Here is a 21,151-nt window from a genome sequence, read left to right as displayed (position 1 = left end):
ATTCACTGCATTATCAATTAAGATTTTCTTACTAAATCTTCTAATAAATCTACCCAAAGTGGTGAATTATTAAGGCTTTCCACTAATTGCCAATGTTCACCGCCATTTTCTTCAAAAATCTCTTTATACTCCTCTCCTACTTCAATAGTAGTTTCCAAACAATCCGAAACAAAAGCTGGCGAAAATGCCAAAACACTCTTTGTTCCTGCTTTTGCTAAATCCTTGATAACATCATCGGTATATGGTTTTATCCAAGGGTCACTGCCCAAACGAGATTGAAATGCGGTTGTATATGTTCCTTCTTTCAAACCTAATTCCTTTACCATCAATCGTGTTGTAGCAAAACATTGAGCTCTGTAACAATATTGATTCATTGAATGCAAGGTATCACAACAAGAGCCAAATTTACAAGTATTTCCAGTACAATCACCTTTGGTCATTTGTCTTTCTGGCAATCCGTGATAGCTAAAAAGGAAATGCTCAAAATTGGTTTCTGCCATATATTTTCGGGCAGTATCGGCAAAATGTTGTATAAATTTAGGGTGGTCAAAAAAAGTATTCGTGAATTTTACTTCGGGAATAATTTGCCATCCTGACATTATTTTCATGGTTTTTTCAAACACTGAACCCGTACTTGCGGAAGCGTATTGAGGGAAAAACGGCACGACAATAATTTTCTGAAAACCAGATTTTTTGAACTGCTCTAAAGCATCATCCATACTTGGCGACTGATAACGCATTGCCAATTTTACAACATAGTCTTCGCCTAATCTATCTTGAAGCATTTTCTCAACATCTTCTCCATAAAATTTAAGCGGTGAACCTCTATCTTCCCATAATTCTTTATAAATTTTAGCCGATTTAGGAGAACGAAATGGAGCAATAATCAAATTTACTAAAGGCCAGCGACCAATAGCAGGAATATCAATCACTCGTCCATCCATCAAAAATTCACGAAGATATTTACGAACATCGGGTGTATTAGGAGAATCAGGAGTACCCAGATTGACAATCAATACACCTGTTTTAAATTTCATTTTTTGTTGAGACTCTGACAATGTTTGTGGTTCAATGGTTTGCATAATGTTTTTATAAGACTTACGGTTATTATGTCTAATCAGACTCAAAATTAACCATAAAATACTTTACTTTGTTTATTTATTCTTTCCAGCCTACTGGTTTGAAAGGCGTACGATATACCCCATCGGTACATTGTATCAAGTCTTGACAATTTATTGAACCTGGAGGACAAGCAAATATTTCGCCCAAAGTATATCTCGGAATTGGTAATTCTCCTTGCGTATTGGCTGGATTTCTGTCGATATAAAATATTCTTTTACGAACGGCAAAAACATCAAAAACACCTAAAATTTTCTCTTCTGGATTTGTGATTGATTTGATATTGAAGCTAAAACGAGTTTCAGCAGGAACATCAAATAAGGTTCCATTATTTTGGGTTTGAGCTTTTAAACTTTGGTAATAATTATAAGAATTAGCAGTAATTGCTCTTTGTTCTAATTGTAAATAATAAGGAGACGTACCATCAAATGGGATTCTTGCGACCAATTTTCCCGTAATTCTCTGCCCATTCAAATAAGAATCTGAAAGAATATTCAAATCCGTTGAAAAACTAATGTCCCAACAATCACCTGCACATTTATAACTCAACGTTTGCTCTGTTGGAATAGCAGGTTGTACACAGGCATTCAATCTAAAATTATAACTTCCGCCTACACAAGTTTCACAAATATCTGCTCGTTGATAATGCTTCCAGTACCATTGATAGTTGTCTCCTGTGGTATTGGGGTCTTGAAAATCGAGATAAACATTAAAACCTGCACGACGAGCATCACCTTTTGCATAATTATCTTGCACTTCAAAACGAGTAATTAAATTTTCAATTTCAGGCACAGCTTTCATCGTTTCAGCTACTGATTGATATTTTTTCCCTTCCGTAGTTTCAATATTTAAAACATAACGTCCGCCTACACGACCTGCAAAATTGGAGGATGACAAATATGTACCCTTTGAAGTTGTTACTTCGGTAAAGTCTTGTCTGACACCTTTATCATCTAAAATATATACTTTGGCTTTGGTAACAGGGGTAAAAAAACTACCTGTCAATTTATCCGAAGACATATATAAACGCACTTTGTGTGGTCCAAATTGGTCTGTCAACGCAGCCTCAACCGCTAAAAAACTTTGCGAAGAGACTTGTGTAAAGTCTGTAATTGGCGTAATGCAAGAACCAACGAGAAGTAATAATAATATTAGATATATTGGAAATTTCTTTTTCATAAGTATTGTTTCTGAAGTATCGGTAAATGGGTATTAGTAACTCAATACTGAGCATTGATTATTTTCAGATAATTTAAAAAACAATAATTAACTGTAAATCAAAACCTTACATACTATTTTGCAAAGCCACTAATAAACCTTATTACTTCTACAAAAATTTAAAATTGTATGTTAATGAAATAAGTGGAGCACCAAAAACGCTCAACTCGTAAGCTCTTATACCTGCAGGTACTGGTTTAAAGAACACTGAATACGCATTTTTTCGTCCGTAGAGATTATAAACTGTAAATGTCCAACTTCCCTCCCAACGTTGTTCTTTCAAACTTGGATTGGTGATTGTCCAAGAAAAATCAAGGCGATGATAATCTGAAATACGGTCATTATTACGAGTTTCATAAACAGGATATTTTTTATTATCTAATTGAAACAAACCAGAAGGTGATGAGAACGGACGACCAGTATTATAAGCAAAAGTAAAAGCAAAACTATGGTGTTTTGTTGGCTGAATATTAACCATTGCGTTTACGGTATGCGGTTTGTCGTAGTTAGATGGATACCAATTTCCTTGTGCAATTTGTTGTAATTCTGGATAATCCCCACGTACTTGTTGTAATGAACGAGCATACGTATAACTAATCCAGCCACTCATTTCACCACGTTTTTTGGTAAGCATCAATTCTAAACCATAAGCCTTTGCTTGACCTGATACAATTTGAGTTTCGATAGCATTATTCAGTTGTAAATTAGCTCCTGAAATATAATCCAAAACATGATTGGTTTCACGGTAATATCCTTCTGCCGACAACTCATAAACGTTTTCTTTGATATTCTTGAAATATCCTAAAGAGATAAAATCACTTCGTTGAGGCTTTATGTAGGTATCAGAGGTTTTCCAACGAGCAGTTGGCAAAGGCGTTGTGTTATTAGAAAGCAACTGAATAAATTGTTGCATTCTGTTATAGCCCAATTTTATAGTCGAATTTTCACCAATTGAATATTTCATCGCAATTCTTGGTTCAATGCCACCATAACTTTTTTCGATTGAACCGCTTGCTATTTCTTCAATTCCAATCTGAGAATTAGTTGTTAGGGGTTGTCCGTCAATATATTTTCTGATTGAATATGGGCCTAAATTCATAAAAAACGCATAACGAAGCCCTGCTTGTATCGTAAATTTCTTACTTACTTTATATTCATCATCCACAAATGCCGCCAATTCCATTGATTGCTCATCAGGTAAAATGACAGTAGCAATTCTTGATTTTATATCTTTATTTAGTGTTCCTGGAGAAATATCATAACGTACTCCCGACAAGCCAAAATTGATTTTATGATTATCATTCGGATTAAAATCAAAATTGACTTTTACATTTTTATAATTGATATTATTGCCCAAATCAATTCTATTAACACTATCTGGCGAAAAAGTACGAGTTTTGTAATTACTTACAACACCCAAAACATCCATACTCAAACGTGTATTGAAGTAATGGCTCCAACGTCCTGAAAAATTGAGGTGTCCATAATTAAATTGCGTTTGTCTGGCAATCACATTATCTAAACTAAACAAAGAATCCACCTGATAATAGTCGTGGCTTATATATGTTGACAATGAAAGAGTGTTATTTTTATTTGGACGATAGAAAACCTTCGTTGCCAAATCATAAAAATTAGCACGTGTATTTTTGATGTTGTCTGAACCTAAAAGTTTAAACCAAAAGTCATTGTAAGATAAACGTCCTGCTGCCAAAATAGATAATTTATCTTTGATGATTGGCACCTCAACCATAGCACGGTTTGAAACCAGACCTATTCCTCCCGACATTTTAAATTTTTCCAGATTGGGTTCAATCATTTTAATATCTAAAATAGAAGCGGTTCTACCACCAAAACGAGCAGGCACACCACCTTTGTAAAGCTCCAGCTCACGAATGGCATCAGAGGCAAATACAGAAAATAAGCCAAAAAGGTGCGTCGGATTAAAAACGGGGGCTTCGTCGATGAAGATTAAATTCTGGTCAATTGCTCCTCCACGAACATTAATTCCGTTTGAGCCTTCACCAACAGAAGATACACCTGGAAGCGTTTGGAGGGAACGAATAACATCCACTTCGCCCATCATGGCAGGAAGTTTTTTGATTCCCTTGATACTCAAAAGCGTTACCCCCAAAGAAGGCGTTTGAATATCTTTCCGTGTAGCCTGACTTGACACGATAACTTCCTCTAAAGTTTTGGTTACATCCTCTAACTGAACATCCATTTTTTTGTCGGAAGTCAACATCAATTTAATTCTAAAAGGCTTATATCCAACATGACTTACCTTGATAATATACTCGCCAATAGGTAGATACAATTGATAATAACCAGCCGTGTCAGTAGTAATTCCTGTCTTTTTAAAATCTAATGAAATAGTTGCTCCTGCAATAGGCTCTCCAGTTTTAGAGTCTGTCACTTTTCCATCTAACATTGGCAATTGTATTTCTCTATTTTGAGCAGAAATATCTGATAAAGCAATGAAAATCAAGCAATAAGTTAGAAGATTAGTAAGTAATACGAATCGTAATTTTTTAAACATTCGATTTTTGTTTGTTGTGAATATTGATTGTGTTTTTGGAGAGATAATTTTACTTACAAAGAACGCTAATTTCTAAAAAAAACATATCATATTATGTTGCTTTTCTTGGTATGTGTAGATATAATGACCAATTTAAGAGAGCAAAAGTTGTATCATAAAAAAAGCACTAAAACAAATCCTGCCCGACTTGCTCTAATGCTGTTTTATTTGTGTTAGTGAATAGCATTTGATGATTTAAAATCTCTATGAATCAACAGAACGTTGTTTTTAGAACTATATCATGAATTACTAATTTATAGACACAAATTTAAAAGGAGAAAAACCATAAGTCAAATTGATAATTCCTATCAACAAATAGATTATTACTATACTTCTGCTGAATTTGTATTTTCCTCAAGGATTCAATACACAGATAAAAAGACTAAAAAAAGGCACAAAAGAAATGTTCTTTTGTGCCTTTTGAAATATAACAAGTATGTAAACTATTTAGCTGATAGCAAATTTATAACTTAATAAATATTACACTTTTTTAAAATTAATAGAATCATTCTCAGTGTTCAATTCTAACAAGTATAAACTCTCATTTTCAATACATTCATATACTTTTCTGTATAAATATGCTTTAGATTCGTCAGTTATGTTATCAGAACCTAAAGTTCCTGTCTTAGGATGAACAAACATTAAATAAAGATTTTCATCTTTAATGACCAACAAAAAATAACACCGAAATCCTCCTCTACCATTTAAACGCTTTTTAATGTAGGGAGCATCAATACTATTATTCAATCTTGTTCCTGAACTTAACTCCTCAACACTTTTCCCAAAGAAGTAATCTATTATATCTTTCTCAATTGATTTATATGACTTTTTATTTCTTAGTTTCTCAAATTCAAGTTTAAACTCTTCAAGACAAAATACTTTCATCAAATGACAGATAATAAGGTTGTAGTTTCTTTAAAATTAGGAATCTCTGGCAAAAAGAAAAATACTGACTCCAAGTCTTGATAGGTTTCTTTCAAATCATCAATGGCAATCTTAAATTTTTTTAATTCTTCTTTTGCTATTCCTTTAGAACGTATAATATTTAAAGAAACATACTGCCTAATTAAAGTAGAATGTAAATCTTTGATTGAGGAAATTAAATCGTTGATTAGCATTAAAGATTCATCATCCAAATTATTATACCAAGTTAGTTTTTCTATTTTTTCAATTACGTTATTAATCGTCATTGTTTTCTTTTCAAGAATTAGCTTAAACTCTAAAATAGTATCCAAAAATGCGTTGATCTTTTCTTCGTCATACAAAGATTCTTTTTTCGCATGAAACGAAAAATCTCTAACACTTCGAAAAGTGTCTGATATTTCAGATTTAACTGACAAACATTCCATATATTTAATTAGAATAGTTTATTAAATTCAAATTTAATTCAAATTTAAACTTTTAGTTTAAATTTGATGCTCGAAGAAGATTTTTTGTTCTTGAAGCCGTTTAAACAGGGTTGCAAAAATAGCTTCATTATAATAACTATCAAACTCAAAGTTTTTTGTTTGATTCTCTTCGTAATCTATCAATCTTACTATGCCTGAGCATCAATCCATTTTTTAGCATTCACGAATGCCTCTAACCACGGAGAAACTTCGTCTTTTTGTCCTCTTTCTGGATAATTTGCCCAGTTCCAAGGGAAAGTTGAACGTTCAATATGAGGCATCATTACTAAGTGTCTTCCCGTAGCATCACACATCATAGCCGTATTATAATCTGAACCATTTGGATTGGCTGGATAACTTTCATAACCATATTTTGCAACGATATTATATTGGTCTTCTGAAGCTGGCAAATTGAATTTTCCTTCTCCGTGCGATACCCAAACGCCTAATGTTGCTCCTTCTAAAGTAGAAAGCATCACCGAATTATTTTGCTGAACTTTCACCGATGTAAAAATACTTTCGTGTTTATGCGAAACGTTATGCTGCATTTTTCCGTGGACTTCATGGTCTGGATTAATCAATTCCAATTCCATCAACAACTGACAACCATTACAAATACCAACCGAAAGTGTATCTTCACGTTTGAAGAAGTTTTTCAAAGCAGTATTGGCTTTTTCGTTGTACAAGAATGCTCCTGCCCAACCTTTAGCTGAACCTAAAACGTCTGAATTTGAGAATCCACCAACGGCACCAATAAACTGAATATCTTCCAAAGTTTCACGACCAGAAATTAAATCCGTCATGTGAACGTCTTTTACATCAAAACCTGCCAAGAACATCGCATTTGCCATTTCACGTTCTGAGTTTGAACCTTTTTCACGAATAATAGCCGCTTTTGGTCGAACCCCACCCCGACCCTCCCCAACAGGGAGGGAGTTTGGCAATTTCCCTGTAAAGTGAGCAGGGAAAGTATAAGTCAATGGTTGATTTTTGTAATTTGTATAACGCTCTAAAGAAGTTCCATTTTTAGATTGTCTTGAATCTAAAAGGAATGACGTTTTATACCAAGTATCTCTTAATTCAGAAACATTGAAGGTAAATGAATCGGCATTATTTTTAACCGTAACCGAATCACCTTCAACCACTTGTCCGATATTGAAAATGGCAATATTATGTTGAGCAAAAACGGTTTCAACTTCCGCATCCGCTTGGAAAACAATACTAATATTTTCGTTAAAAAGTGCCTTAACGGTATCAATTTCACGCAAAGAACTTAAATCGTAATTTGCACCCAAATTGACATCAGCAAAGCACATTTCTACTAAAGTCGTAATCAAACCACCGCTACCTACGTCGTGACCTGCTTTGATTTTCCCTGCTTTAATTAAGTCTTGTAAGGTATTGAAAGCTGTTTTGAAATACGCTGAATTAGTAATGGTTGGGACAGATTTACCAACTTTATTCAAAATTTGTGCGAATGAACTTCCACCTAATTTGAATGAGTCTTGTGATAAATTTAAGTAGTAAATATTACCACCATTTCTTTTCAACACAGGTTCAACAACTTGCGTAATATCCGAGCAATTTCCACCTGCTGAGATAATCACGGTTCCTGGGGCAATTACTTCATCATTTGGATATTTTTGTTTCATTGAAAGTGAATCTTTCCCCGTTGGAATATTGATTCCTAATTCAATGGCAAAGTCTGAACAACCTTTCACGGCTTCGTATAAACGGGCATCTTCACCCGCATTTTTACAAGCCCACATCCAGTTGGCTGATAATGAAACTGATTTTAAACCGTCTTTCAAAGGGGCAAAAACAATATTCGATAATGCTTCTCCGATAGCCGTTCTTGAACCTGCAACAGGGTCAACTAACGATGCCACAGGTGAATGGCCAACGGTGGTGGCAATTCCTTCTTTTCCTTTAAAATCCAATGCCATCACCCCAACATTATTCAAAGGCAACTGCAAAGGTCCCGCACACTGTTGTTTCGCAACTTTTCCGCCTACGCAACGGTCAACTTTATTAGTTAACCAATCTTTACAAGCAACTGCCTCTAATTGAAGCACTTGATTCAAATAAGCAGGAATATTTTCAGATGAATAGTCTAATGCTGCGTAATTTCTTTCAATGGTTTTATCCTCCATAATCACTTTTGGAGAACTTCCGAACATATCTTCAATCGCAAAGTCCATTGGCTTCGCTCCTGTTGTTTTCGATTCAAACGTAAAACGGTGACTTCCCGTAATATCACCCACTGCGTACATAGGTGAGCGTTCACGGTCGGCAATGCGTTGGAGTATGTCTAAATCGGCTTCGCCAATCACTAAACCCATACGTTCTTGCGACTCGTTTCCGATAATTTCCTTAGCCGAAAGCGTTGGGTCGCCCACTGGTAATTTATCTAAATCAATCAAACCGCCCGTTTCTTCAACCAATTCCGAAAGACAGTTTAAGTGTCCACCCGCACCGTGGTCGTGAATAGAAACAATTGGATTATGGTCGCTTTCTACCAAACCACGAATGGCGTTGGCGGCACGTTTTTGCATTTCTGGATTAGAACGTTGAATAGCATTTAATTCAATTCCCGAACCAAAAGCACCCGTATCAGCCGAAGAAACTGCCGCTCCTCCCATACCAATTCGGTAGTTTTCACCGCCCAAAATCACCACTTTATCGCCTACACTTGGCTTTTGCTTAATGGCTTGACTTTCTTTTCCATAGCCAATTCCACCCGCCAACATAATTACTTTATCGAAACCTAATTTGCGGCTTTTTTGTTCTCCTCCATCGGGGGAGTTAGAGGGGGTTTCTTCGTGTTCAAAAGTTAAAACCGAACCCGTAATCAATGGCTGACCGAATTTATTTCCAAAATCAGACGCACCATTTGAGGCTTTAATCAAAATATCCATTGGCGTTTGATACAACCAATCACGCTCATTCATACCTTTTTCCCAAAGACGATTTTCTTCTAAACGTGAATAAGAAGTCATATAAACAGCTGTTCCTGCCAACGGTAAAGAACCTTGTCCGCCCGCTAAACGGTCACGAATTTCACCACCCGAACCTGTTGCAGCCCCATTGAAAGGCTCAACCGTAGTAGGGAAATTATGCGTTTCTGCTTTGACAGAAATGACAGAATCAAATTCTTTTTCAGCGTAAAAATCGGGTTTATCAGCACTTAGAGGGGCAAATTGCGTAACTTTTGGACCTTTGATGAAGGCAACGTTATCTTTATAAGCAGAAACAATATCGTTTGGATTTTCTTGCGAAGTCTTCTTGATTAATTTGAAAAGCGAAGTTTCTTTTTCTTCTCCGTCGATAACAAAAGTACCGTTAAAAATTTTGTGGCGACAGTGTTCCGAGTTTACTTGCGAGAATCCAAAAACCTCAGAATCCGTTAATTTTCTACCTAATTTTACAGATAAATTATTCAAATAATCAACCTCCTCATTACTCAGTGACAATCCTTCTTGTTTGTTGTAAGCCGCAATGTCTTCAATTTCTAAAATTGGCTCAGGCTGAACATTAACGGTATAAATTGATTGGTGGAGTTGGGTATATTTTTGAGAAAGCATCGGGTCGAAATCCGTAAAATCTTCCGATACTTCTGTAAATTCTTCAATTCTGATAATGCCCGAAATACCCATATTTTGCGTGATTTCTACGGCATTGGTACTCCAAGGCGTAATCATAGCAGCACGAGGCCCCACAAAAACTGCATTCAGCGATGATTCATTATTATTGGTGATGGTATATTTATTGTCAAGCGAACTATTAAATAACCACAACAATTTAGAGATGTCTTCTTGAGAGAATTGGTCTTTCGTTTGAACCGCAAAAACGGTGTTGGAGTTAGCACTCCAAGGACTTCCGAAGAAATGAATCATTTTATAAGCAATTTTGATTAAACATTGAAGAGTACAAATTTAGGGCTTAAAAATGAACAAAGCGAGATATTTATGCTTGGATTTGGCAGAGATAGGATTTAAGCCTTTGCCGTATAATAAATAGGCTTGGTTGGGGAGATGGGATTTTGTAGATTGTGGGAGGTTTTGAAAAATTTTAGTATTCCCAAAATAATGATTAGCAAAATGTCGAAAATTCCCAAAAGTACTACAACACTTTTGTATATTTGAGTGTTGTGCCATATTGGAATTTTGCATAACACATTTTTTACCAAAGTAATTACAGGTGTATTTTAGCCAAATTAGAAACTTCGCAAATACACGTATTAACTACCATTATAAAACAAACAACAAGTAGCAAAAGAGACTGAAACTATGAAAGTATTAACGTGTGAAATATGTGATAGCACTAATTTGATAAAAGAAGATGGTGTTTTTATCTGCCAATCTTGCAGTACAAAATATTCTGTTGAAGAAGCAAAGAAGATGATAATTGATGGTACAATTGAAGTTACAGGAACTGTAAAAATTGACACATCATCGGAGTTAACAAACTTATATGAAGTTGCAAGAAGAGCCAAAGATAGTCACAATAATGAAAACGCTCTTAGATATTATGATATGATATTAGTCAAAGACCCAAGTAGTTGGGAAGCTAATTTTTACGTTGTGTTCTTTAGAGGAATGTCTTGTAAAATTTCAGAGATTCAAAATGCAGCCATATCCGTAAGCAATTGTATTCCTTCGACGTTTCATTTGGTAAAAAATAGAATTGTTGATAGTGAAGAACAAACAAATGTTGTAACTGAGCTTTATGCACAAATTTTATTGATTTCTGAAATGTTGTACAATGCTGCAAAAAGCCATTACAACAAAATAGATATTCAAATTAGAAATAACTACACTCAACAATATGTTAATAATGTATCAGCTTCGGCTGGCATAATTTATAATTTCGGCAATTGTTTGACAGAAACATTCGAAGACACTTTTGGAACTCTTGCATCTGATGCATGGAAGCGTGGAATTAAAATGCATAATGGGTATATTAATCTGCTTCAAGATAAGGAATTTAATAAAAATATAATCCTTCAATATTCAGAAAAAATAAAGGTATATGATTCATCTTATCAAACACCAACAATTGACATCTCTTCTGAAGGATGTTATATTGCAACTTCTATTTACGGTTCATATGATTGTCCTGAAGTTTGGGCATTAAGACGGTTTAGAGACAATACACTTGCAAGAAATTGGCATGGAAGATTGTTTGTTAAAACCTATTATAGAATTAGTCCAATACTTGTACGTAAGTTTGGTGAAACTAAATGGTTCAAAAGTATAGGGCGTAAACAACTTGATAAATTTGTTGTCAAACTGTTCGAATCGGGAGTTGAAAAAACTCAATACCAAGACAGAAAAGTTCAGTATTAAAGAATAATTATTGGTAAAGTGTCAAATATTACAAAAGTATGACAACAATTTAGTATCTAAATTTAGTATCTATAAAAGTAACCAATCAGCTTAAAAACAGACATCACAAATTACAATGGGACTAAAAATTAGCACAATTGCAGCAATACCAGAGAGTGTAGAACGTAATTACTATCTCTATATTCTTGACTATTACAATTGGGACGAACCAATTAGTAAAATATTGCGTGACAGTTTTGATAAGATTGCAAAATTCGCTGCCGAAAATAATTCTCTTGCTATTCAAGGAATTCCTGAAAGCCATTTTTATTCTGAACTAATGTCTTGGGAATCTGTGAACGGAATTGACCCGAAAGAACTTCTTCCTGCTTTGATGATTACAACCATTCATCCGAAATACTTTTTAGATGGTAATGACAAACAGTCAATCGGGGGGAAAATTCCAGAAGACAAATTAGTATTTATTGAAATTGCAAAGGTTTGCAAGACACCTCAAGACGTTATTAAAATAATTGAAAAAGTATTTCAAGACATTAAAGACAAAAAGGAAATCAAAAACTTTAAAGTGAAAAAGGAATTGAAAGGTGGAATCGGGAAAATATTGAACGACACAATAATTCTTGAACCTAACATTGCAGGATTTGGAGTAAATATCAATAACATTTTAAAATTTTTTGAAAGAAAATAAACTCAGTCCCCAACTGATGCAAGTGTTAAGCATAACGTCAATTGTACCTAAAATTTATTCAGTTTGTATGTAAATAATAAACTGTTTAATAAGTTGTTTTAACTTCCCGAAACAATATCCATTGTGGGTTTATAACTTTCGGGAAGTTATCTCCATCAGTCGCCCGCCTCCCCACTGATGCAAGTGTTAAGCATAACGTCACTTGTACCTAAAATTTATTCAGTTTGTATGTAAAGAATAAACTGTTTAATAAGTTGCTTTAACTTCCCGAAAGTTATTTCTACTTTCGGGAAGTTTCCATCAGTCGCCCGCCTCCCCACTGATACAAATATTAAGCATAACGTCACTTGTACCTAAAATTTATTCGGTTTGTAAAGAATAAACTGTTTAACAAGTTGCTTTAACTTCCCGAAAGTTATAAACCCACAATGGATATTGTTTCGGAAAGTTTCCATCAGTCACTCGCCAAGAGGCAAGCGATTGATAATATTTTCCATCAACATTTCCCCCTCCAAAATTCACACAAATTTCATCATAGTCAGGGTAGAATTACCAGTTAGAATTGATAGTTTTGTTGAAAAAATTGACAATCTATGAAAAGGACATTTTATCTGCTTTTACTTTTATTAAGTACCTCTTTCGGCAGTTTTGCTCAGCAAAAAACAAACATCATGACTTTCAATATCCGAATGGAAACCGTTCAGGATGGAGAAAATCAGTGGTCAAAACGTAAGGAAAATCTTGCAAGTATGCTTGAGTTTTACGAAGCGGATATTTGCGGAATGCAGGAGGTCTTGGTAGGACAAATTAGAGATTTAACTAAATTACTTCCTACATATACATATATTGGCGTTGGGCGTGACGATGCCAAAGAAGGTGGGGAATTTTCGCCCATTTTCTATAAAAAAGATAGATACACGGTTTTGGAGAGCAATACTTTTTGGTTGAGCCAAACGCCCGAAAAACCAAGTAAAAGTTGGGATGCCGCTTTAAATCGTATAGTCACTTACGCAAAATTGAAAGATAACAAAACGAAAAAAGTATTTTACGTTTTCAATACCCATTTCGACCATATTGGGCAAGTCGCTCGTCGTGAAAGTGCTAAAATGTTGGTAGCCAAAATCAAAGCGATTGACCCAAAAATACCCGTAATTTTAACGGGAGATTTCAACAGTACGCCGACGGAAGAACCAACTGTTATTATCAATGAAGGCTTGATTGATGCTCAAAAAGTCTCTAAACAAGCTCATTTTGGACCCGCAAGCACCTTCAATGGTTTTGAGTCAAAGGAAATAACGGGCAAATTAATTGACTATATTTTCTTGAATACCGATAAAATTAAAGTCCTCAAACACGCTACTTTGAGTAACACTTGGGGTGGTCGTTTTGCTTCCGACCACCATGCCGTTTTGGCTCAACTTGAGTTTTAGTATAGCGTTTTTATAAATCATTGGAAGTTTATAACAAGTAAATCAGCTTCACAAGATGTTTATTGGTATAAAATCGAAAAGGGTATTCATTACTTTCTCAAAGCAATGGATACCCTTTTTAATTTACCAAATACTAAACTGTCCAATACTAAAAGTTAGTATCATCAGCACTTGGTCCATAACTTCCTGGAATCGGCACATCTAACAAACGTAAGTAAACACCTAATTGGGCTCTGTGGTGAATAATTTGACATAAAGCATGATGAATAGTTTCCCCTTTAGTTGACATCATGTGAATTTGTTCGCCAGTACGTAATGTCCAATTTTCAGTAACTTTCTCTTCATTTTCTGATACTAATTGAGAACGTCCATCTATTAAAGAGGTTTCAAATAACTCCAATAATTCATTATTATTATTGATGATTATTGGATTGTAAGGAGCAGAAGCAAAATCCAATTCGTCAGTGGTTAGTGCCATCGTTATCCAAGTTGGTAATTCAGCAATGTGTGTCGCCAATGTACGAATTGTCATACTTTTGGGGTGCGGTCGCCAGTTATAATTATCTTCAGGAATGATAGATAACATTTTACGAGTAACAAGCGATTCTTGCTCTACTTCTTTGAGGTACATTTCAATCATTGACATAATTTTCCTTTGTTTTTTAGTTAACGATACAAAGAAAATACCTCCTACTGACAACCCTATGTCAGTGCATTTTTTGATGTTTTTATTTTTTTAAATTAATATTTTACAGGCAATTGAGGCATATATTCGCTTACTTCTATATGGTCAGTTTTTTTGAAAGCTTGATACGTATCTTGGATTTGAGACATTCTTGACACATTAAAATCTCGGTACTGATTCCGTTTATGACACCATGCGATAAGATGCCAGCCAAAAGCATAGAAAATCAATCCAATGGGTTCAGCTTGGCGTGTACTGTATTCTTCTTTATTATTTTTATAGGAAAACGAAATGATATTTTTGGACGCAATGGTACGTTGCAAAATCGATAAATGCTCGTAATCTTGATTTAACCGTTCAGGAACTTGATACTTAATATTATTGGTCAATAAATCAATCTTCTCTTTTTGTTTATGCGGTAGCGTTGCCTTTATTTTATTAAGAGCATTGGAATAATGTTTCTGGATTGACTTATCCGTAAAACCATAAACCAACGATTCTGTCAATAATAGGGCATTTGCCTCCTCAGTAGAAAGCGAAATTGGTGGCAAAAAATAGCCTTGAACGATAAAATAACCTCTATTGGGTTCAAAACTTAATGGAATACCCGACTCGCCTAAAGCCTTTAAATCTCGATAAACAGTACGGACGCTTATATTAAATTTTTCTGCAATCGTTTCTGCTAAAACATATTTTCTCGATTGCAAAAAAGTTAATATTCCAAAAAGTCTATCGATGCGATTCATTTGTAATTTGTCTTAATGTAAATGGAAGAACGTCAGCGAGGGTTTGAATCTCACCGACGTTGAGTAAGTTTCAATCTTAAATATTTCTGTTTCTGTTTCTAACTATTTCAAATATACGTGGCTTTTGTAAATTATACAATTCCTCATTATCGAATCCTAATATCGACTACGTTATTCAAGCAAGTCTAACGCAGTCAGCGTTTTGAACGCTGACTGCGTTACTCAGGAACAATGATATGGAGGTAAGAGGTGGTGTTGTGAAGTGAAATCAAGTCAGCGTTTTGAACGCTGACTGCGTTACTCAGGAACAATGATATGGAGGTAAGAGGTGGTGTTGTGAAGTGAAATCAAGTCAGCGTTTTGAACGCTGACTGCGTTACTCGGAACTTGTTGGAGGAAATCTAACTTTGACTGCTTTATTCCCATTAACAAAAAAGGGGTAATCTGTTTCCAGACTACCCCTTCTAAGAAATCAAACTATCACAAAGTAGTTACCAGTTTCCCAATAACCAATCTCCAATAACTACTCACTAATATTACACTAAATCAAAACGGTCAAGATTCATTACTTTCGTCCATGCAGCAACGAAATCTTTCACGAATTTATCTTTAGAATCTTCACAACCATAAACTTCAGCAATACCACGTAATTCTGAATTTGAACCAAAAATCAAATCTACACGAGAAGCAGTAAATTTAACTTCTCCAGTTTTACGGTCACGACCTTCAAAAGCTTGTTGAGATTCTGATACCGATTTCCAAGTTGTACCCAAATCAAGCAAATTCAAGAAGAAATCGTTAGTAAGCGATTCTGGATTCTCCGTAAAAACTCCAATGTGAGATTTATCAAAATTGGCATTTAACACACGTAAACCACCCACTAAAACAGTCATTTCTGGAGCTGTAAGCGTTAATAATTGAGCTTTATCAAGTAATAATTCTTCTGAAGAAGTAGTAAAACGTGCTTTTTGATAATTTCTGAAACCATCTGCCACAGGTTCTAATGCTGCAAATGAATCAACGTCTGTCTCTTCCTGCGACGCATCAGTACGTCCTGCCGTAAATGGTACTGTTACATCAATTCCTGCATTTTTAGCCGCTTGTTCAACTCCAACACCACCTGCTAAAACAATCAAATCTGCCATTGAAACTGTTTTGCCAGTGCTATCGAATGTAGCTTTAATTCCTTCAAGCGTATCTAAAACTTTCGATAATTGAGAAGGATTATTGACTGCCCAGTATTTTTGAGGAGCAAGACGAATTCTTCCACCATTAGCACCACCACGTTTGTCTGAACCACGGAAAGTTGATGCAGAAGCCCACGCCGTTGATACTAATTCAGAGACTGATAAACCTGAAGCAGCAATATGCCCTTTCAAAGTAGTAATGTCTTCATCATTAATCAATTCATAGGTACGTGCAGGAATTGGGTCTTGCCAAATCAAGATTTCTGACGGAACTTCTTTTCCTAAATATCTCGAAATTGGTCCCATGTCACGGTGAGTCAATTTGTACCATGCACGAGCAAAGGCATCTGCAAATTGGTCAGGGTTTTCAAAGAAACGTCTTGAAATTTTCTCATAAGCAGGATCAATTCTCAAAGCAAGGTCAGTCGTCAACATTGTCGGAGCGTGTGTTAAAGCTGGGTCGTGAGCATCAGGAACTGTACCTGCTCCTGCACCTGCTTTTGGCTTCCATTGATGAGCTCCCGCTGGACTTTTACTTAATTCCCATTCAAAACCAAATAGATTTTCAAAGAAATTATTACTCCATTTGGTAGGCGTAGTTGTCCATGCACCTTCCAATCCACTCGTAATTGTATGAACTCCACTACCGCTTCCGTAAGTATTTTTCCAACCAAGACTTTGCTCTTCAATACCTGCTGCGGCTGGTTCTTTACCAACATATTGACTTGGGTCTGCAGCACCGTGCGTTTTTCCGAAAGTGTGTCCACCTGCAATTAAAGCAACTGTTTCTTCGTCATTCATTGCCATACGAGCAAAAGTTTCACGAATATCACGAGCAGCAGCATACGGGTCTGGATTTCCGTTTGGTCCTTCTGGATTCACATAAATAAGTCCCATTTGAACCGCCGCCAAAGGGTTTTCAAGGTCACGTTCGCCTGTATAACGGGCATCACCTCCTAACCATTCTTTTTCAGAACCCCAATATACATCCTCCTCAGGCTCCCAAACGTCTTCACGTCCACCACCAAAACCAAAAGTTTTAAAGCCCATTGATTCTAAAGCACAGTTTCCTGCCAAAACCATAAGGTCAGCCCATGAGAGTTTTTTACCATATTTCTTTTTTACAGGCCAAAGTAATAAACGTGCTTTATCAAGGTTGGCGTTATCTGGCCAGCTATTTAATGGAGCAAAACGTTGTGTTCCTGCACCTGCACCACCACGACCATCTTGAATACGATACGTTCCTGCACTGTGCCAAGCCATACGAATAAAGAATGGGCCATAATGACCATAATCTGCTGGCCACCAATCTTGTGAGGTAGTCATTAAATCAAAAATATCAGCCTTTACAGCATCTAAGTCAAGCGATTTAAACTCATCTGCATAATTAAATGCTTCGCCCATTGGGTTTGACAAAGTAGAATGCTGACGTAAAATATTCAATTTCAATTGATTAGGCCACCAATCACGGTTTCTTGTACCTGCTCCAGCACTTTTCAATATTGATGTCGTATTTCCGTGCGGAAAAGGACATTTCCCCCCACTGTTCATGTCGTGTAATTTACTCGAATCTGTGTTATTTTCCATTTTGAGAGATTTTTTTAATTTTGATAGAACAAATTTAGAATTAATATTTCAATAATTTTCATCTATATATTCTATGGAAATATAAATTTAATTTATATTTAACAAAGCGTAATAATTTACAGAAATGACCATAACCTTAAAAGATATTTTGTCAGGAAATATCAAGACAAAAGCCATGACTCTAAAAGCAAAACGGAGCAAATGAAATTCATTTGCTCCGTTTTGGACTCTTTCTTTTTATTTCAAAACCTTCACTTTAATATCCTTGAAATACGCAATACTTTTAGGGTCATGTCCTTGCAGTGCAAATGTTCCTGAACTCAAATGCTTTTGTCCACGGTCGGCAGGAAGCGTGTCGGGTTCGGTATAATCAACCGCTACTTTATCATTGATTTTGATAACGATGTGCTTATCCTTTACAATAATATGATATTCGTACCACTCATTGTCTTTAGCAAAATTTTCTTTTACATCGCTAAAACTGTACAAACTTCCCGTTTTACGCCAATCTCCATGCGTTTGGTTTACTTGCACTTCATAACCTTTGTCGGGCCAGCCACTTGCTTGATAAGCAGAATGAATAAAAATACCCGAATTTGACCCTGCCAAAGTTTTCGCTTTCAGTTTTAGTTCAAAATTCTTGAAATCATGATTGGCAACTGAACCTTCATAAAATAAGTGAGTTCTTTCACCTGCCACCTTTATTGTTCCGTCTTCAATTGAAAAAGTGCTTGGATGCTCTTCATTGACGTGCCAACCCGCAAAGGTTTTTCCATCAAATAGTGATACCCAACCTTTTTCTTTTTTCTGAGAAAAAGAGACATTTGTGGTTAATAAAAAACTAAGAAATAATACGATTTGTTTCATTTTGAAATGACATTTTACGTTAAGAGATACCCATGAGTAATATTTCCAAATGGATTTATATGAATAAAATTTACTAAAAAACAATACAATTCTGTCCCATCTTACCACGATTGAAACATTTTGAGAAACGATTGTTAAATTTTGAATTACAAAGCCCCGATATTTCACTTTACCATCAATAACTTTCTACTTTCATTTTGTCCATCGACATTCAAATTGATAATGTATGTTCCTGCGGGATAATCATTGATTTTGATATTTTGTGAATAACTTCCTTGTGGCAATTTTTCCTCTGAACTCCTAAAAATTTCTCTTCCAGAAAAATCTATCATCGAAATTTTAACGATTGCATTTTTAGACAATTGGTAACTTACATATATTTCATCTGAACTCGGATTAGGAAATACTTTCAAGCCAAAATTATCCCCAAAAACAGGTTCGTTTGCTAACACATTCAGTATTTCTATATCTTTCAAAATCCAATTATTAGGGTCAAACGTTACATTGGAGGGCTTTTCTTTCAGTACAACTTCAAAAGATTGTGAAGATTTATCGTTAAAAATAGTGACAGTAGTATCTCCCAAACCTAAATCAATTTTCAACTGTATTGGCATTGTGAAAAAAGTTGGATTGGTATTTATATTTTGAGAAATATTCAAATTGACTTTATAAAATCCGTTAATTTGAGCCTGCGACGACCATTGCATTTTATACTTTGGATACCCCTCTCCATAAATCCATTGCTTGAAAAAATAGTCTAATTTTTGTCCGGAAACTTGTTCGGAAATGGCTTGAAAATCTTCAGTTGTGGCACTTGAATAAGCATTTTTGGAAGCAATATAAGTTTGTAGGATTTTATAAAAAACATCATCCCCCACAATTCCACGCATCATGTGCAGTACCGTTGCTCCTTTCCGATACGTGCGTGGGGAGCTGAATATTTCATTAATATTGCTTACATCCTGCACAAAAATCGTCCCTTTGGCAGTTTTGGCACTGGTCATAAAATTCTTGATATAATTATCATACGCCACTTTTCCACCGACGGCTTCATTATAAATACATTCACCGTAAGAGGCAAAACCTTCATTGAGCCAAATATTTTCCCAATTTTTGCAGGTTATTTTATCGCCAAACCATTGATGAGCCAATTCATGGGCAATTAAAGTTTCGCCAAAACTGCCCATTGAGGAACAAGTTTGATGTTCCATACCTCCGCCCCAACCAAACTGAGCGTGTCCATATTTTTCTTTGATAAATGGATACAATCCGAATTTTTGAGAGAATAAATCCAACATAAAAACGGTTTTATCAAGTGCTAATTTATTGGCAGTTGTTAAGGATTCTGGATAAATAAAATGGGTAACGGGCATTTCATTTACCCCATCGTATTTGAAAGAATTTTTATATTCTGAATAATTACTAAGGGCAATCGAAATGAGATATTGAGCTATTGGATAACGATTTTTCCATTGATAAGTCTTTGTACCATTCTGATTTTCAATGACTTTCTCCAAAATTCCATTCGAGACAGAAACATAATATTTATCCGCTGTAATCCAAACATCAGAAGAATCGGCTTTATCCTCAACAGCATTTTTACAAGGAAACCAATCTGGTGTGCCATAAGGCTCAGACAATGACCATATCGCTAAATCTTTTTGACTGTTGTGAGTTCCAAAAACAAAACTATTAAATCCACTCGAACCTGGAGTTCCGTGATAATAAATCACTAAACTAACAAGCTGATTTTCAGTATATTTTCTATCTAAATTGATTAAAATCTGATTGGATTGATGCAGATGAGGCATTTTGCTATTCCCTATTTTAACGGAGTCAGTCGTGAGGGCATTCTGTAAATCAATGGTCACTTGATTAAGTTCTGAGATTTTACTTTTGGCATTAATGGTTACTTCTCCTTTGATGCTTTTAGTGGTGTAAGCAATACTCAAATCAAGTTTATAATACGTTACATCAATATTATTATCAGCCGCTTGATTACCCTGCAATTTGGCATTTTGCAAGCGTTTTTGCATCGCAGCAATTTTACCAATGGCACATTCGCTATCAGGAATTTGAGCGAAAATGGTAAAATGCGTTAAAATAAATAAGCTTAAAAATAGTAAGTTTTTCATGGGAAAATTTGTCGTTGATGAAATAACGGAAATAGATTATTCGTATTATTACGTATTGAATGAATTATACTACAAAACTCCATTTATTTAAACTTTCTTACAACTATGAAAAAGATTATATCAATAATTTAACTTATTATAGACTGAGACATAACTTATTAGAAGTAAAATTTAGTAA

Annotated in this window: 15 protein-coding genes; 3 read left to right on the top strand and 12 right to left on the bottom strand. The window is 35.2% G+C overall.

All coding sequences use genetic code 11. The features are described from left to right. Positions 1 to 17: 17 nt before the first annotated feature. The 6 genes from hemH to purL form a co-directional block, all read right to left on the bottom strand. Positions 18 to 1,082: a ferrochelatase gene (gene hemH / locus VB796_RS12855; RefSeq protein WP_323346953.1), complete on the bottom strand. Its 1,065-nt coding sequence runs from the start codon at positions 1,080 to 1,082 to the stop codon at positions 18 to 20. 76 nt (positions 1,083 to 1,158) lie between these two features. Beyond that, positions 1,159 to 2,298 carry a DUF4249 domain-containing protein gene (locus VB796_RS12850; protein ID WP_323346952.1) on the bottom strand — a complete coding sequence of 380 codons (1,140 nt, stop codon included), beginning with the start codon at positions 2,296 to 2,298 and terminating at the stop codon, positions 1,159 to 1,161. A 148-nt stretch (positions 2,299 to 2,446) separates the two neighbouring features. Then, positions 2,447 to 4,873 (bottom strand): TonB-dependent receptor, encoded by a 2,427-nt coding sequence (locus VB796_RS12845; RefSeq protein ID WP_323346951.1) that lies wholly within the window; start codon positions 4,871 to 4,873, stop codon positions 2,447 to 2,449. 519 nt (positions 4,874 to 5,392) lie between these two features. Next, on the bottom strand, positions 5,393 to 5,797 hold the full coding sequence (locus tag VB796_RS12840) for a hypothetical protein (protein ID WP_323346950.1): 405 nt from the start codon (positions 5,795 to 5,797) through the stop codon (positions 5,393 to 5,395). Further along, entirely contained in the window at positions 5,797 to 6,261 is a 465-nt protein-coding gene (locus tag VB796_RS12835) for a hypothetical protein (RefSeq protein ID WP_323346949.1), read from the bottom strand. The genes VB796_RS12840 and VB796_RS12835 overlap by 1 nt, the downstream gene beginning before the upstream one ends. Before the next feature lie 188 nt (positions 6,262 to 6,449). Further along, positions 6,450 to 10,196, bottom strand: a complete 3,747-nt coding sequence (gene purL / locus VB796_RS12830) for a phosphoribosylformylglycinamidine synthase (protein ID WP_323346948.1) — start codon at positions 10,194 to 10,196, stop codon at positions 6,450 to 6,452. A 393-nt stretch (positions 10,197 to 10,589) separates the two neighbouring features. On the opposite strand from purL, the gene VB796_RS12825 reads away from it, so the two are divergent. Both VB796_RS12825 and VB796_RS12820 read left to right on the top strand, forming a co-directional pair. Beyond that, the gene (locus VB796_RS12825) at positions 10,590 to 11,648 is read left to right on the top strand and encodes a CFI-box-CTERM domain-containing protein (protein ID WP_323346947.1); all 1,059 of its coding nucleotides are present in this window, start codon (positions 10,590 to 10,592) and stop codon (positions 11,646 to 11,648) included. Between the two features lie 115 nt (positions 11,649 to 11,763). Continuing rightward, positions 11,764 to 12,336 (top strand): hypothetical protein, encoded by a 573-nt coding sequence (locus VB796_RS12820; protein ID WP_323346946.1) that lies wholly within the window; start codon positions 11,764 to 11,766, stop codon positions 12,334 to 12,336. A gap of 387 nt (positions 12,337 to 12,723) precedes the next feature. Here the strand turns inward: VB796_RS12820 and VB796_RS12815 are convergent, their stop codons facing one another. Then, positions 12,724 to 12,858, bottom strand: a complete 135-nt coding sequence (locus VB796_RS12815; RefSeq protein WP_323346945.1) for a hypothetical protein — start codon at positions 12,856 to 12,858, stop codon at positions 12,724 to 12,726. A gap of 71 nt (positions 12,859 to 12,929) precedes the next feature. Here VB796_RS12815 and VB796_RS12810 point away from each other — a divergent pair, with 71 nt between their 5' ends. Then, positions 12,930 to 13,766 carry an endonuclease/exonuclease/phosphatase family protein gene (locus tag VB796_RS12810; protein WP_323346944.1) on the top strand — a complete coding sequence of 279 codons (837 nt, stop codon included), beginning with the start codon at positions 12,930 to 12,932 and terminating at the stop codon, positions 13,764 to 13,766. Between the two features lie 148 nt (positions 13,767 to 13,914). On the opposite strand, the gene VB796_RS12805 is transcribed toward VB796_RS12810, so the two are convergent. From VB796_RS12805 to VB796_RS12785, 5 genes are all read right to left on the bottom strand, one after another. Further along, positions 13,915 to 14,412, bottom strand: coding sequence for a DinB family protein (locus VB796_RS12805; RefSeq protein ID WP_323346943.1), 498 nt, complete (start codon positions 14,410 to 14,412; stop codon positions 13,915 to 13,917). A gap of 95 nt (positions 14,413 to 14,507) precedes the next feature. Continuing rightward, positions 14,508 to 15,197 carry a YafY family protein gene (locus tag VB796_RS12800; protein ID WP_323346942.1) on the bottom strand — a complete coding sequence of 230 codons (690 nt, stop codon included), beginning with the start codon at positions 15,195 to 15,197 and terminating at the stop codon, positions 14,508 to 14,510. A 536-nt stretch (positions 15,198 to 15,733) separates the two neighbouring features. Then, positions 15,734 to 17,971 (bottom strand): catalase/peroxidase HPI, encoded by a 2,238-nt coding sequence (gene katG, locus VB796_RS12795; protein ID WP_323346941.1) that lies wholly within the window; start codon positions 17,969 to 17,971, stop codon positions 15,734 to 15,736. 237 nt (positions 17,972 to 18,208) lie between these two features. Continuing rightward, positions 18,209 to 18,838 carry a DUF1080 domain-containing protein gene (locus VB796_RS12790; RefSeq protein WP_323346940.1) on the bottom strand — a complete coding sequence of 210 codons (630 nt, stop codon included), beginning with the start codon at positions 18,836 to 18,838 and terminating at the stop codon, positions 18,209 to 18,211. A 164-nt stretch (positions 18,839 to 19,002) separates the two neighbouring features. Next, entirely contained in the window at positions 19,003 to 20,973 is a 1,971-nt protein-coding gene (locus VB796_RS12785; RefSeq protein WP_323346939.1) for a M1 family aminopeptidase, read from the bottom strand. Positions 20,974 to 21,151: the final 178 nt, after the last annotated feature.

The organism is Arcicella sp. LKC2W (assembly GCF_034931005.1).
Lineage (GTDB): Bacteria > Bacteroidota > Bacteroidia > Cytophagales > Spirosomataceae > Arcicella.
This window is presented reverse-complemented; position numbering and strand designations above follow the sequence as displayed.